Source organism: Lentzea sokolovensis, assembly GCF_033949975.1.
Lineage (GTDB): Bacteria > Actinomycetota > Actinomycetes > Mycobacteriales > Pseudonocardiaceae > Lentzea > Lentzea sokolovensis.
The window spans coordinates 32734-51156 of the sequence record NZ_JAXAVU010000011.1 but is presented as its reverse complement, the minus strand read 5'-3'; the positions used below and the strand labels follow the sequence as shown (position 1 = coordinate 51156).

Annotated in this window: 20 protein-coding genes and 1 other RNA gene; 6 read left to right on the top strand and 15 right to left on the bottom strand. The window is 68.8% G+C overall.

Annotation, left to right across the window (positions count from 1 at the left end):
- Window positions 1–29 precede the first annotated feature (29 nt).
- The 4 genes from SK854_RS27010 to SK854_RS26995 are packed head-to-tail and all read right to left on the bottom strand — an operon-like array spanning window position 30 to window position 3210.
- Entirely contained in the window at window positions 30–1316 is a 1287-nt protein-coding gene (locus SK854_RS27010; protein ID WP_319977918.1) for an MFS transporter, read from the bottom strand.
- 50 nt (window positions 1317–1366) lie between these two features.
- The gene (locus tag SK854_RS27005) at window positions 1367–2176 is read right to left on the bottom strand and encodes a GNAT family N-acetyltransferase (RefSeq protein ID WP_319977917.1); all 810 of its coding nucleotides are present in this window, start codon (window positions 2174–2176) and stop codon (window positions 1367–1369) included.
- On the bottom strand, window positions 2169–2906 hold the full coding sequence (locus SK854_RS27000; protein ID WP_319977916.1) for a glycosyltransferase family 2 protein: 738 nt from the start codon (window positions 2904–2906) through the stop codon (window positions 2169–2171). Before SK854_RS27000 ends, SK854_RS27005 begins: the two co-directional genes overlap by 8 nt.
- The gene (locus tag SK854_RS26995; RefSeq protein WP_319977915.1) at window positions 2830–3210 is read right to left on the bottom strand and encodes a glycosyltransferase; all 381 of its coding nucleotides are present in this window, start codon (window positions 3208–3210) and stop codon (window positions 2830–2832) included. Before SK854_RS26995 ends, SK854_RS27000 begins: the two co-directional genes overlap by 77 nt.
- Before the next feature lie 26 nt (window positions 3211–3236).
- On the opposite strand from SK854_RS26995, the gene hrpB reads away from it, so the two are divergent.
- The 3 genes from hrpB (at window position 3237) to SK854_RS26980 (ending at window position 7255) form a co-directional block, all read left to right on the top strand.
- Entirely contained in the window at window positions 3237–5516 is a 2280-nt protein-coding gene (hrpB, locus tag SK854_RS26990; protein WP_319977914.1) for an ATP-dependent helicase HrpB, read from the top strand.
- Window positions 5517–5597: 81 nt separating this feature from the next.
- Complete coding sequence (locus tag SK854_RS26985) at window positions 5598–6656, top strand: macrolide family glycosyltransferase (RefSeq protein WP_319977913.1); 1059 nt, start codon at window positions 5598–5600, stop codon at window positions 6654–6656.
- Window positions 6653–7255, top strand: coding sequence for an HD domain-containing protein (locus SK854_RS26980; RefSeq protein WP_319977912.1), 603 nt, complete (start codon window positions 6653–6655; stop codon window positions 7253–7255). Before SK854_RS26985 ends, SK854_RS26980 begins: the two co-directional genes overlap by 4 nt.
- On the opposite strand, the gene menC is transcribed toward SK854_RS26980, so the two are convergent.
- From menC to SK854_RS26960, 4 genes are read right to left on the bottom strand one after another with little or no spacing between them, the layout of a single operon-like run.
- Window positions 7240–8343, bottom strand: a complete 1104-nt coding sequence (menC, locus tag SK854_RS26975; protein ID WP_319977911.1) for an o-succinylbenzoate synthase — start codon at window positions 8341–8343, stop codon at window positions 7240–7242. The genes SK854_RS26980 and menC overlap by 16 nt on opposite strands.
- Window positions 8340–9047: a hypothetical protein gene (locus SK854_RS26970; protein WP_319977910.1), complete on the bottom strand. Its 708-nt coding sequence runs from the start codon at window positions 9045–9047 to the stop codon at window positions 8340–8342. The genes menC and SK854_RS26970 overlap by 4 nt, the downstream gene beginning before the upstream one ends.
- Window positions 9037–10449, bottom strand: coding sequence for an amino acid permease (locus tag SK854_RS26965; protein WP_319977909.1), 1413 nt, complete (start codon window positions 10447–10449; stop codon window positions 9037–9039). Before SK854_RS26965 ends, SK854_RS26970 begins: the two co-directional genes overlap by 11 nt.
- Before the next feature lie 28 nt (window positions 10450–10477).
- Window positions 10478–11422, bottom strand: a complete 945-nt coding sequence (locus SK854_RS26960; protein WP_319977908.1) for a GlxA family transcriptional regulator — start codon at window positions 11420–11422, stop codon at window positions 10478–10480.
- Window positions 11423–11475: 53 nt separating this feature from the next.
- Between SK854_RS26960 and SK854_RS26955 the strand changes: the two genes are divergently transcribed.
- Window positions 11476–12402 carry a saccharopine dehydrogenase NADP-binding domain-containing protein gene (locus SK854_RS26955; protein ID WP_319977907.1) on the top strand — a complete coding sequence of 309 codons (927 nt, stop codon included), beginning with the start codon at window positions 11476–11478 and terminating at the stop codon, window positions 12400–12402.
- Here SK854_RS26955 and SK854_RS26950 read toward each other — a convergent pair.
- From SK854_RS26950 to ssrA, 3 genes are all read right to left on the bottom strand, one after another.
- Window positions 12377–12622, bottom strand: a complete 246-nt coding sequence (locus tag SK854_RS26950; protein WP_319977906.1) for a hypothetical protein — start codon at window positions 12620–12622, stop codon at window positions 12377–12379. The two genes, SK854_RS26955 and SK854_RS26950, sit on opposite strands and share 26 nt — an antisense overlap.
- Window positions 12619–12807, bottom strand: coding sequence for a hypothetical protein (locus tag SK854_RS26945; RefSeq protein ID WP_319977905.1), 189 nt, complete (start codon window positions 12805–12807; stop codon window positions 12619–12621). The genes SK854_RS26950 and SK854_RS26945 overlap by 4 nt, the downstream gene beginning before the upstream one ends.
- 229 nt (window positions 12808–13036) lie before the next feature.
- Window positions 13037–13414, bottom strand: a transfer-messenger RNA (tmRNA) gene (ssrA, locus tag SK854_RS26940).
- 122 nt (window positions 13415–13536) lie between these two features.
- Between ssrA and SK854_RS26935 the strand changes: the two genes are divergently transcribed.
- Together SK854_RS26935 and SK854_RS26930 are read left to right on the top strand one after the other, a co-directional pair.
- A complete protein-coding gene (locus tag SK854_RS26935; protein WP_406601836.1) occupies window positions 13537–14778 on the top strand; it encodes a sensor histidine kinase in 1242 nt (413 codons plus the stop codon).
- Window positions 14766–15407 (top strand): response regulator transcription factor, encoded by a 642-nt coding sequence (locus SK854_RS26930; RefSeq protein WP_319977903.1) that lies wholly within the window; start codon window positions 14766–14768, stop codon window positions 15405–15407. Before SK854_RS26935 ends, SK854_RS26930 begins: the two co-directional genes overlap by 13 nt.
- Here SK854_RS26930 and SK854_RS26925 read toward each other — a convergent pair.
- The 4 genes from SK854_RS26925 to ftsE are packed head-to-tail and all read right to left on the bottom strand — an operon-like array spanning window position 15392 to window position 18358.
- On the bottom strand, window positions 15392–16219 hold the full coding sequence (locus tag SK854_RS26925; RefSeq protein ID WP_319977902.1) for an amidohydrolase family protein: 828 nt from the start codon (window positions 16217–16219) through the stop codon (window positions 15392–15394). The two genes, SK854_RS26930 and SK854_RS26925, sit on opposite strands and share 16 nt — an antisense overlap.
- The gene (gene smpB, locus SK854_RS26920) at window positions 16219–16695 is read right to left on the bottom strand and encodes an SsrA-binding protein SmpB (RefSeq protein ID WP_093598230.1); all 477 of its coding nucleotides are present in this window, start codon (window positions 16693–16695) and stop codon (window positions 16219–16221) included. The genes SK854_RS26925 and smpB overlap by 1 nt, the downstream gene beginning before the upstream one ends.
- Before the next feature lie 30 nt (window positions 16696–16725).
- Window positions 16726–17628, bottom strand: coding sequence for a permease-like cell division protein FtsX (gene ftsX, locus SK854_RS26915; RefSeq protein ID WP_319977901.1), 903 nt, complete (start codon window positions 17626–17628; stop codon window positions 16726–16728).
- 40 nt (window positions 17629–17668) lie between these two features.
- The gene (ftsE, locus tag SK854_RS26910; protein WP_030470385.1) at window positions 17669–18358 is read right to left on the bottom strand and encodes a cell division ATP-binding protein FtsE; all 690 of its coding nucleotides are present in this window, start codon (window positions 18356–18358) and stop codon (window positions 17669–17671) included.
- Between the last annotated feature and the right edge of the window lie 65 nt (window positions 18359–18423).

Genomic DNA, 18423 nt, shown 5'->3' with positions numbered 1-18423 from the left:
CACAAACTAAAAGAAAGCTGAGCGCGCAATCACGCTTCAGGGTGACGTGGCTTGCCGCCGACGCGTTCGCCGGTCGGAATCTCGGCGCTTTCGTCGAGGCAGCCGCACTCCGGCGCCACTGTGGCAGCCGTGTGCTCCTCCTCGTGTGTGGGCAGGGTCTCGGGAGCGACGAACCAGAAGCCCAGGGCCAGCAGCAGCGAGGCGCCGGTGATGGCGAACGACGCTCCGAAGCCGAACGAGTCGGCCAGCACGCCCGCGGCCATCGGGCCGATGATCGCGCCCAGGTCCGTCACCATCTGGAAGCCCGCGAGCACGGGTCCGCCCTTGCCGCGGGCGCCGATGACGTCGGCCACGACCGCGTTCTGCGGCGGGTTCAGCAGGCCCGCGCCCATGCCGGCGATCAGCGACGCCGCCATGAACGTCCACAGGTCGCCGGTGAAGCCCATCCCGACCGTCGCGAGGCCACTCACCAGGAGACCGACGATGGCGACGGGCTTGCGGCCGCGGGTGTCGGCGATCCGGCCGGACAGGAACAGCATCGCGGCGTTGCCGGCCGCGAACACCGACATCGAGATGCCCGCCACGGCCGCGCTGTGTTCCAGCGCCTCGATGACGAACACCGGCACCAGCGAGATCCGCACGCCGAACACGGCCCAGCCGTTCGCGAACCCGGACGCCAGCGCCGCACGGTAAGCGGGATGCCGTGCGGCCTCACGCACCGTCATGGGCACTTCGGTGTTGGTCCGGTCCAGCGCCACCAGCGTCGACCGCCGGAGGAAGATCCAGACCACGAACGCCGCGACGCACAGCAGCAGGCCGTACGACACGAACGGCACCCACAGCCCGAACGGCACGAGCCCGGCGCCGATGATCGGACCGGCGATGTTGCCGATGAGGAACCCCGCCGCCCACATCCCGGACGCCCGCCCGCGCATCGGCGCCGGCGTGATCCGGATCAGCAGCCCGAGAGCCGCGACCGTGAACATCGTCGACCCGACACCGGCCAGCGCGCGCCACGACAGCATCTCGGCGTAGCTCGTCGAGAACCCGGACATCGCGGTGCCGAACGCGACGATCAGGATCCCGACGATGTACACCCGAGGCTCGCCGAACCGGTTGACCAGCTTGCCGCTCACCGGCGCGAACGCCAGCCTCACGAACGCGAAGGTGCTGATCAGAGCCGCGACAGCGGTGTGACCGACACCGAACGAGGACGCGTACACCGGCAGAACAGGTGCCACGATCCCGAACCCCACGGCGATGATGAAACTCGCCGCGACCAGAACCCACACCTCGACCGGCAACCGCTCGCGCACAAAGCCTCCCTTAGCCCTGCTAAGGATATGTCACGCGGCAACTAACTAATTCAGTCGAGCAGCTCATCCACTCTGCGTACATATGCCGTCACCGGATAGGCCGCCACGAACCCGCACGCCTCGGCGAACCGCTCCCCCGGACCTTCGTCCACCTGGGACGCGACCAGCATCGCGCCGGACGAACGCACAGCGGCAACAGCGGACACCACCAACGACCGCCCCACGCCCCGACGCCGCCGCGCCGGACGCACGACGCACTGCTCGACCAGGCCCACGCCGCGTTCGGCGAACCCCGACACGAACCCGCCGATCCGGTCGCCGTCGTCCACCACCAGAACGAAACACCGCTGGTCGTCCAGCCGATGCCCGAGCCACCGCGACAACCGCTCCCGGTTGCCGACCAGCTCGTCGGACAGCAGCTCGACGATCCCGGGAACGTCCGCGTCGACCGCCCGCCGGACGTCCGGGGCAGCCGAAGCAGACCCGCGATGAACCACGGTCTGCAGCTCCTCGACCGCGTACCAGCCGGAGTCGTCGGCGATGCCCTCGATCTCGTCCACAGTGGTCGGCGAGGCGTACACGACGGCCTCCGCGCGCCCCACCGCGGCGAACGTGTGCTCTAGCTGTAGCAACGTCGACGCGACCTCGACCGACGTCCCGTCCAGCGCACAGCCGAAGTTGCCGGACGGCAGCGGGTTCTCGCGGTTGATCACGACGGCCGCGGAACCGACCTTGCCGACCTTGCCGTACCGGACGGCGCCGGACGCGAGCCGCGCCCCTTCCACCAGGATCGCCAGCGACCTCGACTGATAGGGGTCGAGCAGCTCCGGGTCGTCCGGGTCGCGCAACGGGTCAACCAACGCGGCGGTCCTTCCACTGGGCACCTGGACGCAACGCGCAGTCCAACAGGAACACCCCAATCGTCGCCCACGACAGCGGCGCCAGCACAGCCGCGGTCCCCGGCTGCCCGGTCCGCCGCAGGAACTCGCGGTGCGGCACGGTCTGCGCGAACCAGGCCAGCCACGACCACGGCGACCGCCACCGCAGCAGCGGGACCAGCCCGTACGCGAGGTGCAGCAGCCCCGCGACCACCAGCAGCACGCGTCCCCACGGCCCGAACATCTCCCGGGACGCCGGCTGGATGCTCTTGCGCAACGACCGCCAGCAGTCACCGAACGTGTCGATGCCCGAGGTCGTCAGCAGCGCCGAGGCGTCGACGAACTTCACGAACCCGCCGGAGTCCCTGATCAACGTCCCCAGGCCGACGTCGTCCGCGTGGGTCCCCGCGATCGCCTCCCAGCCACCGGCGGCCTCGAACGCGGCCCGCCGCACCAGGACGCAATGGCCTACCGCGAGCGCCGTGGCCCCGCGGCCGTCCGGTGGTGAGCCCTCGAACACCAGTGTGTTGAACGCGGGCAGCAAGAACCACCAGGCCGGCCCGGTCCCACGCGCCGCCGACGACACGAGGTCCGCACCGAGCTCCGTCGCCGACGCCACCAGCCGTCCGACCAGATCAGGCGTGCAGGTCACGTCGGCGTCCACGAACAACAGCCACTCTTCGTCCTGAGCGGACGCGACGCCGAGATGCATCGCGTGCGTCTTCCCCGCCCAGCCAGGTGCCGGACCGGACGACTCGACCACCTCGGCGCCGAGCGACGGCGGCCGTCCCGTCCTCGGAAGCGTCGTCCACCACCACGACACGCACACCCGGCTGCCCGACCAGACCGGGCAACAACCGCGGCAACGTGGCTTCCTCGTTGCGCGCCGGCACGACGGCCAGAACGGACGCGTCCACGGACGACGCCGACACCTCCGGCACGTGCCTCCACTGCCGCACGGTCCGCCCGGACCGCAGCACCGACAGGACCGCGGTAGCCACGCCGATCATCCCCATGCGACCACCCTGACACACTCATCGGCGTGGACCTGCCCGATCTCCCGGTGAAATCCGTTCTCCCCCAACTCCTGGAGCAACTCCAGGAACACGGGGCCGCCGTGCTGGTCGCACCGCCGGGAACCGGCAAGACGACGCTGGTCCCGCTCGCGCTCGACGGCAAGGTCATCGTCGCCGAACCACGCAGGATCGCCGCACGAGCCGCCGCCGCACGCATGGCGAGCCTGCTGGGCGAACCCGTCGGCCACACCGTGGGCTATTCGGTCAGGGGCGACCGCAAGACCAGCAGGCACACCCGCATCGAGGTCGTGACCAGCGGTCTCCTCGTCCGCAGGCTGCAACACGACCAGGAGCTGAAGGGCGTCGGCACGGTCCTGCTGGACGAGGTCCACGAACGCCACCTCGACGCCGACCTCCTGCTCGCGCTCCTGCTGGACGCCAAGGCAGGCCTGCGCCCGGACCTCAAACTCCTCGCCACGAGCGCAACCGTTGCCGCGCAACGACTCTCCGACTTGCTGGGCGCCCCGGTCCTGCACACCGAGTCGCGCATGTTCCCGACGCAGATCACCTACGTCCCGCCCGCGCGCAAAGAGCACATCGAGACCACGGTCGCCAGGGCCATCAACAAAGCATTGTCCGAAGTGGACGGAGACGTGCTGGCGTTCCTGCCGGGAGTCCGGGAGATCAACCGGACCGCGAGCCTGCTCAACGTGGAAACCGTGATCCTGCACGGCCAGCTCAACGCCCAGACCCAGGACGCGGCCCTCAAACGGGGCTCGAACCAACGGGTCGTCCTCGCCACGAGCATCGCCGAGTCCAGCCTCACCGTCCCCGGCGTGAGAGCGGTCGTGGACGCAGGCCTGGCCCGAGTGCCGCGGGTCGACCACCGCCGAGGTCTCGCCGGCCTCGCCACGATCCGCGTCTCCCAGGCCGTCGCCGAGCAACGCGCCGGACGTGCCGGACGTGAGGCCCCCGGCCGCGTCTACCGCTGCTGGCCGGAACACGAGCACTCGACGCTCCCCCGCTACCCGGAACCGGAGATCAAGACCGCCGACCTCACCAGGCTCGCCCTCGAACTGGCGGTGTGGGGCACCCCGGACGGCAGCGGCCTGAACTGGTGGGACGCCCCACCGGAGGGCGCGCTCAAGGCGGCGCAGGAGACCCTCGACGCGATCGGCGCGCTCGCCCCCGATCGGCGCGACCGCATCGCGAGCGTCGGCCTGCACCCCCGGCTCGGCCGCGCCCTCATCGACGGCAGCGCGCTCGCGGGCAACCGGACCGCCGCCGAGGTCGTGGCGCTGCTCGACGACAGCACGCACACCAGCACGACCGACCTCGCGACCGCGCTGAAAGCCCCTGGCAAGTGGCGCCAGGAGGTCAAGAAGCTGGAGAAGCTCGGCTCCAACCCGGCAGGCAACGGCGACCCCGCGCTGGTCGTCGCCCTCGCCTACCCGGAACGGCTGGCGAAACGCCGGTCCAAGAACAGCAACGTCTACCTGATGGCCAACGGCACGGCCGTCGAGCACACCGACTCGCAGTTCCAATGGCTGGCGGTCGCGATCGCGGACCGCGAACCGGGCAGCAAGCACGGCCGCGTGCGCCTCGCCGCCCCTGCCGACGAGGAACTCGCCGTCACCGCCGCGGCAGCCCTCGTGCACACGGTCGACGACATCCGGTGGAACGGCGACGTCATCGCGAACGAGGTCCGCAAGCTCGGCGCCATCACCCTCGGCGAACGCAAGCTCAACGACCTCGCCAAGTCGCAGCAGGCACTCCGCCTCGGCCTCGAAGCCGAAGGCCTGGGCCTGCTCAAGTGGACCGACGCCGCCGAACGCCTGCGCGAGCGGATGGCGTTCCTGCACCGGACCCGCGACTGGCCGAGCGTCGACGACGAGCGCCTGATCCGCGCGATCGATCTCGGCAAGGCGAAGAAGCGCTCCGACCTGGCCAAGATCGACACAGTGGCACTGCTGCGGAGTCTGCTTCCGTGGCCGGAAGCATCGGAGTTCGACAAACTCGCCCCGGAACGCATCGGCCAGGGCAAGGTCGACTACACGCAGGACCAGCCGGCCCTGCACGTCCGGCTCCAGGACGCCATGAAGTGGGCGGACACGCCGCTCATCGCCGGAGTTCCGGTGGTGGTGCACCTGCTGTCCCCCGCCGGCCGCCCCACCGCCGTGACCAGCGATCTCAGGTCGTTCTGGCGCAACGGCTACCTGCGGGTGCGCAGTGAGCTCAAGGGCCGCTATCCCAAGCACCACTGGCCTGAACGCCCTTACGACAAAGGTAATAACAACAAAACCTGAACCGAGTCACCACGATCTCGTTGAACCATTAGGAATCGAACAACGTTATTCTGGGCTATGGCGCACATCGCGGTCTTCCTCATGTCTGAGCGCGGACACGTCCTGCCCGCGCTCGGTCTGATCGCCGAACTGGTGCGCCGAGGCCATCGGGTGAGCTGCCCGGTCACCGCGCGGTTCGCCCCCGCCGTCGCGGAGTGCGGCGCGACCGCGATCCCCTACGAGTCGACGCTCCCCGACGAGCTTCCCGCGTCGCTCTACGACGCCGCGCAGCTCGCGCTCACCGAGGCCGAGTCGGCGTTGCCGCAGCTGGAGGACACGTTCCGCGACGACCGGCCGGACGTCATCGCGTGGGACATCGCGGCCTGGTCCGGCGGTGTCATCGCGCACCGCCTGGACGTGCGGAACGTGCTGCTGGAAGTCCTCCTGACCAGCAACCAGCACTGGTCGCTCGGCACCGCGGTGGTGCCGCCGCGCCGGTTCGACAGGGCCGCGATCAGGTTCTTCACCAGGGTGCACGAATTCGTCGGCAGCTCGCTGCCGGAGTTCGTCTCGGGCGCGCGCCGCCGGATCGCCCTGTTCCCCAGGGAGTTCCAGCCCGAGGGCCACACGTTCGACGAGCGCTTCACCTTCGCCGGCCCGTGCCTGACCGAACGCGCGTTCCAGGGCACGTGGACACCACCCCGCGACAGACCGGTGGTGCTCGCGACGACCGGCACGCAGATCTGCGCGGACGCGGCACGCGGAATGCCGTGGCACCTCGTCACGAAGGGCAAGGTGCTGAGTCCCGCGATGAACGTCGAAACGCACGACGAAGTGCCGCAACTGGCAGTTCTGGAGCACGCGGGCGTGTTCATCACGCGCGGCGGCATGGGCGGCGTGATGGAGGCGCTGCACCACGGCGTCCCGATGATCGTCGTGCCGCACATGACCGACCAGCGGCTGCACGGCCAGCGCGTCGAGGAACTCGGGCTCGGTGTGCTGCTCGACACGGTGACCGTGGAGGGGGTGCGCTCGTTGGTGAGTCAGCTGACGTCGGATTCCGCGATCTCCGCGCGGGTGAAGGACATGCGGCGCATGATTCACCAGGCGGGCGGCAGCGCGGCTGCCGCGAACGTCGTCGAGGAGGAACTGGCGCGGTGAGACGGATCTGGGACGACGCGGTCCGCACGCTCGGTGGCGCACCGGACGCGGGCGATCTGATGGAGCGCTACGCCGAACCGCATCGGACCTACCACAACACCTTCCACGTGATGTCCGTCGTCCGCGACTCGTCGGCGCTGGCCGACGCGTTCGCGTTCACCGTGGAGGAGCGCTCGATCCTCGCGCTGGCGGCCTGCGCGCACGACGTGATCTACGACGGCAAGCCCGGCGAGGACGAACGCGCGTCGGCCGCCTGGGCGCGCGAACGCCTGGCCGGGGTGGAAGAAGAGCACATCGCGCGCGTGGAGTCGTTGGTGCTGGCCACGATCACGCACTCGTCCAGCGACCCGCTGGCGCACGTGCTGCTCGACGCCGACCTGGCCATCCTCGGCTCGGAACCGGAGCACTACGAGCGCTACAGCCAGGCCGTGCGCCAGGAGTACTCGCAGTACGACGACCCGGCGTGGCGCGCGGGCCGCGCCCGCGTGGTGAAGACGCTGCTCGATCGCGAGGTGCTGTTCGTGACCGAGCCCGCGCGGCAGCTCTGGGACGCCGCCGCGCGGACCAACCTGGCTCGCGAGCTTCAGTCCCTGGGGTAGAGGACCTTCGTCGCGGTCGTGAAGCGCTTCACCGTCTCCGGGATCGGCTCGACGCCGATGCCCGGTCCGGCCGGCACGTGCATGTGGCCGTCCTGGAGTTCGAACGGTTCGGTGAGGTCCGCGGCGAAGTACCGGCGGGACGCCGAGACGTCGCCGGGCAGCACGAATCCGGGCAACGCGGCCAGCGCGAGGTTCGGCCCGCGCCCGATGCCGGTCTCCAGCATTCCGCCGCACCACACCGGAATCCCGTGTGCCACCGCGACGTCGTGGATCCGGCGCGCCTCCAGGTAACCGCCGACCCGCGCGGGCTTGACGTTGATCACCCGGCACGCGTCCAGCGCGATGGCCGTCGCCGCGTCCCTGGCCGAGGTGATCGACTCGTCCAGGCAGATCGGCGTGCGGATCCGTTGCGCGAGCAGCGAATGCCCGCGGATGTCGTCCTCGTCGAGCGGCTGTTCCATCAGCAGCAGGCCGAACTCGTCCAGCCTGCGCAGGTGTTCGGCGTCGGCCAGCGCGTACGCGGTGTTCGCGTCGACCTGCAGCAGGACGTCGCCGAAGCGTTCGCGCACGGCCCGCACCGGTTCGACGTCCCAGCCCGGCTCGATCTTGAGCTTGATCCGCGCGTAGCCCTCGGCCAGGTAGCCCTCGACGTCGCTGATCAGCTCGGGGATCGAGTTCTTGATCCCGACCGACACCCCGGCGGGCACCTTGGTGGCCGTGGCGCCGAGGAACGTGCCGAGCGGCATCCCGAACGATCGGAGCTCGGCGTCCAGGATCGCGGTCTCCAGCGCGGCCTTGGCGAGCTTGTGCCCCTTGATCGCCTCAGTCCGGGGAGCGACCTCCGCAGCCGTGATCCCGGGCGTCACCCGCGGCACGAGGTGGTGCTCCAGCACCAGTTCCGCGCCGCCGACGAACTCCGAGCAGTACAACGGCTCCGGGTCGGCCGCGAACTCCGACCAGCCCTCCGCCGCGTCCGTGACGACCCGCAGCAGGAACGTGTCCTTGGTCGTCATCGTCCCGAACGACGTGCGGAACGGCGACACCAGCGGAATCGCGACGTGCAGCAGCTCGATCCGTTCGATCCTCATCGGCGCTCCAGCTCGTACCAGCCCTCACGGGACATCGACGTGGCGACGTAGCCCTGCTCGAAGGCGTCGACGAACACCTCTCGCACCGCCTCCCGCCACTGCTTGGCGAGATCCCGCGATTCCTTGCGCACCAGCACGATGTCGCGCGGCACCCGGCACCAGATCCTTTCGCCGTCCATGCGCGCCAACGGTTTCCCGTCCGGCGCGGTGTGCGTGACCTCCCCTGCGGGCGCCGACTCGTGCGGCTCGCGGGCCCCGGTGAGGTCCCAGCGCACGGTGAGCCGATCGGTCTCGTCGCCGTCGTTCACGCCGTCGCGCATCGGCCCGTAGAAGTCCACTGTGTACTCGGTGACGATCGCCCCGAGCTTGACCAGGTTGAACCGGGCGTTGCGCGACACCAGCGGGTCGTAGGTCCACCGCATCGACTTCGCACCGAGTCCGACCGCCCAGTCCTTCTGCGCGAGCTTCAACGGATGCCCGGCACCCTGGCGTGCGGCCGCGATCATCGAGTACACCGAGCCGTCCGGGCAGAAGAGCCCTGTCGTGGCGCCGATCAGCTCGTCGCCGTCGAACGCCCCGATCGTCGCGCCGCCCGCGTGCCGGACGCAGTGCAACGTCTCCGAGGACAGGACGTCCTCGGTGGTGTCCCAGACCTCGGCGTAGTACCTGGCGGCGCGGGCGATGCCGGCGACGTCACTGATCACCTGGAACCGCAAGGCGTGCCTTCCTGACGCTGTACCCGAAGTAGATGACGAACCCGAGGACCATCCAGGCGAGGAACGCGATCCACGTGTCCAGCCCGAGGCTGAACATCATGTAGACGCAGAAACCCAGGCCCAGCAACGGCGTCACGGGCGAGAACGGCACCCGGAAGGTGCGCTTCCGATCCGGTTCGGTGCGGCGCAGGATGATCACCGCGATGTTGACCAGCCCGAACGCGAACAGCGTGCCGATGCTCGTCGCGTCGGCCAGGGACCCCAGCGGCACCAGGGCGGCCAGCACGGCGATGAAGATGCCGATCACGAGCGTGTTCACGAACGGCACCCCGGTCTTCGGGCTCAGCCTCGCGAAGACCGACGGCACCAGCCCGTCCCGCGACATGGCGTACAGGATGCGCGTCTGTCCGTAGAGGACGGTCAGCACCACCGACGTGGTCGCGACCACCGCGCCGATCGACAGCAGGATCGGCCAGATCGCGCCGTCGACGTTGTCGGTCAGCACCCGGCTCAGCGCGGCTTCCGTGCCCTCGAACGTCTGCCACGGCATCGCACCCACGGCGGCCAAGGCGACCGCGCAGTACAGCGCGGTGATCACGACCAGCGAGATGATGATCGCGCGCGGCAGGTCGCGCTGCGGGTTCCTGGCCTCCTCACCGGCGGTCGACGCGGCGTCGAACCCGATGTAGGAGAAGAACAAGGTGGCCGCCCCGGCACTCATCCCGGCGAGCCCCAACGGGAACAGCGGCTGCAGGTTGCCGGCCTTCAACGCGGTGAACGCGACCGCGCAGAACATCAGCAGCGCGCCGATCTTCACCCACACCAGGATCGTGTTCGTGCGCGCACTGCCCTTGGCGCCACCCAGCAGCACCAGCATCGCGATCACCACGACCGCCACGGCCGGAATGTTGACGATCCCGCCCGCACCGGGCGGCTGGCTCAGCACGTCCGGAATCCGCAGTCCCGTCACGAGATGCAGCAGTTCGTTGACGTACTGCCCCCACCCGACCGCGACCGCGGCGACCGAGACCCCGTACTCCAGCACGAGACACCAGCCGCAGACCCAGGCGACGATCTCGCCGAGCGTGGCGTAGGTGTAGGAGTACGAGGAACCGGACGCGGGGATCAGACCCGCGAGCTCGGCGTAGGACAGCGCGGAGAACAACGCGGTGATGCCGGCCAGCACGAACGACAGCACGATGGCGGGCCCCGCGAGTGGCACCGCCTCCCCGAGCACGACGAAGATGCCGGTGCCGAGCGTGGCCCCGATGCTGATCATGGTGAGGTGCCCGACGCCCATGGTGCGCTTGAGCTCGCTCCCCGGATGCGTCAGCTGGTCGATCGGCTTGCGCCGCAACACCCGCGCCCCGATGCGCTGTTCGTTGCTCATCAGGACAACCTAACGCTCACCGATGCGTCTAGCGGCCACCAACGGGGCGGAACGTGCGGCGGTATGTGTCCGGTGGCACACCGACGGTCCGGTGGAAGTGCCGGCGCAAGGTCGTGGCCGTGCCCATCCCGGACGCCTCCGCGATCTGGTCGACGCTGTCGTCCGTCATCTCCAGCAACTCCTGCGCGCGCCGGATCCGCTGGGTGTGCAGCCACTGCAACGGCGTGGTGCCCGTCACGGCCCGGAAGAGCCGCGCGAGGTGCCGCGAACTCATGCTGGCCTGCCGAGCCATGTCCTCCACGGTGATCATCTGGTCGAACCGCGCCGACACCCAGTCGAACAACTCGGTGAGCGGATGCCCTTCCCCGGACGGCACCGGCGCGAGCACGAACTGCGCCTGCCCGCCGTCCCGGTGCGGCGGCACGACGAGCCTGCGCGCCGCCGTGTTGGCCGTGGCGGCGCCGTAGTCGTTGCGGATCACGTGCAGGCTCAGATCGATCGCCGCCGCCTTGCCCGCGCTCGTCAGCACCTGCCCGTTGTCGACGTACAGCACGTCCGGGTCGACCTCGACCCGCGGATACCGCCTGGCCAGCTCGTCGGTGTGCGCCCAGTGCGTCGTCGCCCGAAGCCCGTCGAGCAGCCCCGCCTCGGCCAGCACGAACGCACCGGTGCACAACGAGACGATCCGCGCCCCTTTGTCGTGGGCAGCTTTCACAGCCTGAACGAGCGCGGGGTCGAGTGGCTCGTCCAAGTCCTCGATCGCGGGCACGATCACCGTGTCCGCGCTCTGCAACTGGTCGAGCGGCAGGTCCGGCTCCAGCGTGAACTTGCCGAGACGAACCGGCCCGTCCCCGCAGATCCGGACCCGGTACCCGAGCTGTGGGGCGGTGAAGATCTCGTAGGTGGCGGTCAGCTCGAAGTGCAGCATCCCGTCCGTCACAGCGAACGCCAGCATGTCCGAAACTGTACGCATCGTGTCGTTCCAGACACTAGCCCCCATCCGCCCCCAGCACTTGAATGGTCCACATGGGACACAAGATCGCGGTCTACGGCGCGTCAGGCCACACGGGACGTTTCGTCCTGGCAGAACTGGAAAAGCGCGGCCACACCCCACTCCCGTTCGGCCGCGCCCAGGCCACCGCCGACAACCCCGCGGCCCTGGACCAAGCCCTGGCGAACGCCGACGCGGTGATCAACACGGCGGGCCCGTTCGCGACGACCGCTCTCCCGCTGATCGCCGCCGCCGAACGCGCCGGCATCCCGTACGTCGACGTGGCGGCGGAGATCGAGGCGAACGCCGACACGTTCACCCGAGGCGCCTCGATCCCGGTGGTACCCGCGATGGCCTTCTTCGGCGGCCTCGCCGACCTCCTGATCACCACCGCGATGGCCGACTGGACCACGGCGGACGAGGCACACATCGCCTACGGCCTCAGCGGCTGGCAGCCCACCGCAGGCACCATCACCGCGGGTCAGGTCTCCCGCGACCGACGCGACAACCAGCGCGTCCGGTTCCGCGACGGCGAACTCCAGTACCACCACGACACCCCGCGCCCACCCCTGAAGTGGGAGTTCCCCGACGGCGAACGCCAGGTCATCGCCGAGTTCTCGATGGCCGACATCGTCACGATCCCCAGCCACCTCGAAATCCCGTCGGTGACCAGCTACATGTCAACGGAAGCGGCCACCGGCCTGCACGCCGCCGAAGCCCGACAGGCCCCCGAGACCTTCGAGGTGGACGTCCGAGTCCGCAGGGCGGGCGAGGAACGCCGCCTGACCGCCTCCGGCAAGGACATCTACGCCGTGAGCGCCCCTCTGGCCGTAGAAGCAGCAGAACGCCTGCTGACCAACCGCTACAACGTCACCGGCGTCGTGTCAGCAGGCGCGATGTTCGACGCCCCGGACTTCCTGGCTGCTTTGGGTGACGTCATTCAGACCAGGGACTGTTCTTGATGACGTCCACGAAGTCCGTGCGCCGGAACGAGGGATCGAAGTGCGCGAGCACATCGTCGTTCATCGTTCCGTACGTGGTCTCAGGCCGGTGAGCCATGCCGTCGTAGAACGCTCGCAGGATCCGATTCTTGAAGTCGGGCCGAGGATGCGCGGCCACCACCTCCGCCCGCTGCTGTCCGGTGAGCTCGTCCAGCCCTAGCCCGAGCACATCGGTCTTCACCCCAACGCCACCGCCAAGACCTCCGGCGACAGGTGCTCCGGCACCAGCCGCCCAGACGGCGACACCCAGCGAATCGAGTAGTCGGCACCAGCCAGATTCGCCTCGGCGAACACCTCAGCGGGCCCCGTGACATCAAGCATCTTCATCCCGTCGAACACGACGAAGACGATCTCCCGCCCCGCCACCGCCTCCACCCTGACCTGCGGATGCCACAAGGCCCTGGCCTTGCGCGGTGAACACCTACTACGTGGACGGCAACCAGCCAGGCCGGATGGCCGCCAAGGTCGCGAAGCGACGAGGCGGCGGGGGTCCGGGGCTTGCCCCCGGCGTGTCTTCTGGGGGCTCGGCCCCCAGAAGACACCCGAAACGAGGAACGGCGAGCGCCCGCAGGGTGCGAGCACTCGCCGCCCACCGAAGTGGAGGTGCCGGGAATCGAACCCGGGTCCTGTGCCGGTTCATCAGGGCTTCTCCGTGCGCAGTCCGCTGTGTCTCTGCTTGACCCCACCTGTCACGCGAACGAGCAGGTGTGACGGGCCCAGTCGCTGTGAGTTTCCCGAACAGTCTCCGCGACCGAGACTGCAGGTAAGCCCTCTAGCTGATGCCGGGAACTAGGCCGAAGGCACTCCTAGGCCGACAACCGCTAGCTCCGCTGTCAGGCAGCGAGAGCGTACGCGGTGCGCTTGTCGTTAGACGTGGCGCTTATTGGTTTGCGATGACGCTTAACGGTGGTCTCTCGCCTGCACCGACACGCTTCCCCTGAATCAACGTCCACAGTCGAAACCGTTCACCCCCTTGTAGTGGTTGCGCCTAGCATAACGACTGCGGCCACTGAGTTCTTCCCGAGGCAGGTAGGGCTGTCCCCACCTCCGACCGGATAGCTAGCCAGATGGTCTCTGACCAGCGGGAACGACACCATGGACGTCATGAGGAAACCGAACGCGCTCGCAGCCGGGTTCTACCTGCTGACCAACCTGGTGACCGGCATCTTCTGGTTCACCCTCTCGGTCGTGCTGACCGTGGTCGGGTTCGCGACGGCGATCGTCTGGGTGGGCATCCCGCTGCTGTGGCTCGCGATGAACGTCGTGCGGGGTGGCGCGACGATGGAGCGGTCGTGGGTCAGGGCGGCGCTGCGCACGGACATCCCCAGCCCGTACCGCGAGACGCCGTCGGGTGTCACGCTGTGGCAGCGCTGGAAGGCGCAGTTCACCGATCCGGCGACCTGGCGCGACTACGGCTACCTGTTGCTGCTGCTGCCGGTCGGCATCGTGGAGTTCGCGTCCGTCCTCGCGATGTGGACTGTGGTGGCGGCGTTCATCGCGGTGCCGTTCTGGATCGGCGAGGCGCCGTTCGCGGTGATCGTCGGCGAGTTCTGGACGATCGACTCGTTCGTGTCGGCCCTGCCGGTCTCGCTGATCGGGCTGGCGTTGATCCCGTTCGCCGTCCTCGGCACCAGGGCGCTCGGCACGGTGCACGGCAAGTTCGCGCGGGGCATGCTCGGTCCGACGCGGGCGGACGCGCTGGCCATCGAGGCGGAGCGGCTGTCGTCGAGCCGGGCCCGCGGCGTGGAGGCGGCCGAGGCGGAGCGCCGGCGCATCGAACGCGATCTGCACGACGGCGCGCAGCAGCGGCTCGTGGCCGTGGCGATGGGGCTGGGCCGGGCGAAGTCCAAAATGGACACCGATCCGGAGGGTGCCGCGGAGCTCATCGCGGAGGCGCACGCGGACGCGAAGCTCGCCATCAAGGAACTGCGGGACCTGGCGCGGGGCATCTACCCGTCGGTCCTGGGTGACCGGGGGCTCGACGCCGCGTTGTCCGCGCTCGCCGCCCGTGTGCCGATCGAGGTCGAGTTGCAGGTGAACGTGGAGCCGCGGCCGCCGACATCGGTGGAGAGCGCCGCGTACTTCACCGTCGGCGAGGCGCTCACGAACATCACCAAGCACTCCAACGGCACCAGGGCGACCGTGCGGGTCAACAGGGTGGACACCGGGGTGCTGGTCGAGGTCACCGACAACGGTCAGGGTGGCGCGGAGCTGAAGCCGGGCGGCGGACTCGCCGGGCTCGCGGACCGTGCTGCCACGATCGACGGTGTGGTTGTCGTCGTCAGCCCCGTTGGTGGGCCGACCGTTATTCGAGCGGAGTTGCCGTGCGCGTGGTGATCGCCGAGGACTCGGTACTGCTGAGGGTGGGCGTGCAGAGGTTGCTCGCCGACGAGGGCATCGAGACCGTCGCGGCGGTGGAGAACGGCGACGACCTGCTGGACGCCGTGACCGAGCACAGGCCCGACCTGTGCGTGGTGGACGTGCGGATGCCGCCGACGTTCACCGACGAGGGCCTGCGGGCCGCCATCGAGTGCCGCCGCCGCTTTCCGGGGCTGCCGGTGCTGGTGCTGTCGCAGTACGTCGAGGAGCGCTACGCCGTGGAACTCCTCGCGGGCGGTGCGAGCGGCGTCGGATATCTGCTGAAGGAACGGGTGGCGGACGTGAAGGAGTTCGTCGACGCGGTGCGGAGGGTCGCCGACGGTGGCACGAGCATCGACCACGAGGTGATCACGCAGCTCATGGTGCGCAGCAAGAAGAGCCCGGTCGACAAGTTGACCCCCCGCGAACGCGAGGTGCTCGGGCTGATGGCGCAGGGACTGTCCAACACGGCGATCGCCAACACGCTCGTGGTGTCCGACGGCGCGGTCGAGAAGCACGTCGGCAACATCTTCGCCAAGCTCGGACTGGAGCCGTCGAACTCCGAGCACCGCCGGGTGCGCGCTGTGCTCGCCTACCTCGACAGCTGAAGCAGACGGGCGCCGTTGTCGTGCAGGATCGCCTGTTCGGCGGCGGCGTCCAGGCCCCACGACCTGATGGCGTCGATCTGCACGTCGTAGGGGTACGGGATGTTCGGGAAGTCGGTGCCCAGCACCACCCGGTCCACCATCCCCGCGATCCGGGAACGCCAGTCAGCCGGCAGCGGCACCATCCGCTCGGTGAACGGAACGCCCACCATCGTGGTGTCGACGTGCACGTTCGGATAGCGCCCGACCAGGTCCAGCGCACCTGAGTAGTCCGGCATCCCGGCGTGCGCGATGACCGCCGTCAGCCGCGGATGCTTCTTCAGCACTCCCTCGAAGACGCCGAGCCCGGTGAACTCGCCCGGCATCGGCCCATCGCCGCAGTGCACCACGACCGGCACGCCGGCCTCCGCGAGCTGACCCCAGACACCGTCCAGCAACGTGTCACGCGGGTCGTAGCCACCGACCTGGACGTGCGACTTGAAGCACCGCGCACCGGCTTCCAGGGCCTTGCGCACGTACGCCTCGGCGCCCGGCTCCGCGTAGAACGTGCCCGTCGGCACCGCCTCGGGAACTCGCGCGGCGAAGTCGGCCACCCACTCGTTCAGCCACTGCGCCATCCCCGGCTTGTGCGGGTAGAGCAGGGGTGCGAACGCGACGACGCCCAGCTCCCGCAGTGCGGTGAGCCGGGCGTTCTCGTCAGTGCGGTACTGAATGAACCAGTCGACACCGGATTCACGCACGCGGTCGAAGTAAGACCAGACCTTGTCCAGGACGTTCTGCGGCATGAAGTGGACGTGGACGTCCACCAGTGCCATCAGTAACGGCCCTTCAACGCCCGTCCGTGCGCCTTCGCGATCTCGCGGTTCGCGTCGCGCTTCGCCAGGTCCTGGCGCTTGTCGTAGGACTTCTTGCCCTTCGCCAGCGCGATCTCGACCTTGACGTAGCCGTCCTTGAAGTACATCTGCAGCGGCACGAGCGACAGACCGGACTCCTTGGTCTTGCCGATCAGCCGCTCGATCTCGCTCTTGTGCAGCAGCAGCTTGCGCTTGCGCCGGACCTCGTGGTTCGTCCAGGTGCCCGCGACGTACTCCGGGATGTGCAGCGCGTGCAGCCAGATCTCGCCGTCGTCGACCTGGGCGAAGGCGTCCACCAGGGACGCCCGTCCCATGCGCAGGCTCTTCACCTCGGTGCCGACGAGCTGAATGCCCGCCTCGTAGGTGTCCAGAATGGACCAGTCGTGCCGAGCCTTGCGGTTCGACGCGATGACCTTCTGCCCGCGTTCCTTGACCATGACGACCAGTCTAAGTGGTTCGCAAAACTCTTAAAGGCGCACGTAGAGACGGAGTGTCACGTAGCCGGTGGTCGCCGAGATGACTATCGCGACGAGGAACAGCCAGGGCGACACGATCAGGATGTCCAGATACCCGATCGGCGGGATGATGCCCGACTCGGTGAGGTTCCTGGTGATCCGGTCGAGGAAGAACGCCTTGAACAGCACCAGGCCGCCGACCGCGGTGACCGAGCCGATGATGCCCGCGACGACCGCCTCGATGAGGAACGGCAACTGCGTGTACCACCGGGTCGCGCCCACCAGTCGCATGATGCCGACCTCGACGCGGCGGGTGAACGCCGACACCTGGATGGTGTTCGAGATCAGCAGCAGCGCGGCGAACGCCTGGATGAGCGCGAGGATCAGAGCGACGTCACGCATGCCGTTGAGGCCCTCGAAGAACCGTTCCAGGAACTTGCCCTGGTCGTCGACGCCCTTCACACCGGGCTTGCCCTCGAAGGCCTGCTTGATGACGTCGGTGCGCTCCGGGTCCTCGAGCTTCACGCGGAACGTCGCCGGGATGGCTTCCGGACGCGCGAGCTTGAGCAGTTCCGGCTGGGCCTCGAAGATCTTCTTGAAGCGCTCGAAGCCCTCGTCGCGGTTCTGGAACACCACGGTCTCGACGCCGGACGTCTGCTCCAGGGCGGAACGCAGGCCCGCGCACGGCTGCTGGGTGCAGTCCTTGTCGTTGGCGCTGACATCGTTCGTCAGCAGCACGGAGACCTCGAGCTTGCCCGCGTAGTTGGCCTGCATCTTGTCGACCATGCGGACGACGAGCAGGCCACCGCCGAGCAGCCCGAGCGAGATGGCGGTCGTGAGGATCATCGCGATCGTCATCGTGACGTTCCGGCGAAGTCCGGTGATGACCTCGCTGAACACGAAGCTGGTACGCATCGGGGGCGGGGTTCCTTGGGGTTCGGGGGCTTAGGGACGCTTAACGGCCAACGCCGTAAACGCCGCGCGCGTCATCACGGACGACCTTGCCGTACGACAGCTCCACCACTCGGCGGCGCATCGAGTCGACGATGCCGTGGTCGTGCGTGGCCATGATGACGGTCGTGCCGGTGCGGTTGATCCGCTCCAGCAGCAACATGATGTCCTGGCTCGTGTCGGGGTCCAGGTTTCCGGTCGGCTCGTCGGCGATCAGCACCAGCGGGCGGTTCACGAACGCACGGGCGATCGCGACGCGCTGCTGCTCACCACCGGACAGCTCGGTCGGGAACCTGTCCTCCTTGCCGTCGAGGCCCACCAGCTGCAGCACCTCCGGCACCACCTTGACGATGGTGTTGCGGGGCTTGCCGATGACCTCCAGCGCGAACGCGACGTTCTCGGCGACCGTCTTCGTGGGCAGAAGGCGGAAGTCCTGGAACACGCAGCCGATGGACTGGCGCAGGCGGGGGACCCTGCGTCGCGACATCTTGGCGACGTCGAAGTTGGAGACGTAGACGCGTCCCCTGGTCGGCACCTCTTCGCGCAGCAGCAGACGCAGGAACGTCGACTTGCCGGACCCCGAAGGCCCGATCAGGAAGACGAACTCGCCCTTCTCCATCTCGACGGACACGTCGTCGAGCGCAGGACGCGTGGAGGTCTTGTAGACCTTGGAAACGTGTTCGAGACGAATCACGAGGCGCGAGTCTACTCATGGCCGGGGTAAAGCCCCCGTTCCGGTTAACTTCCGCACCGGAACGG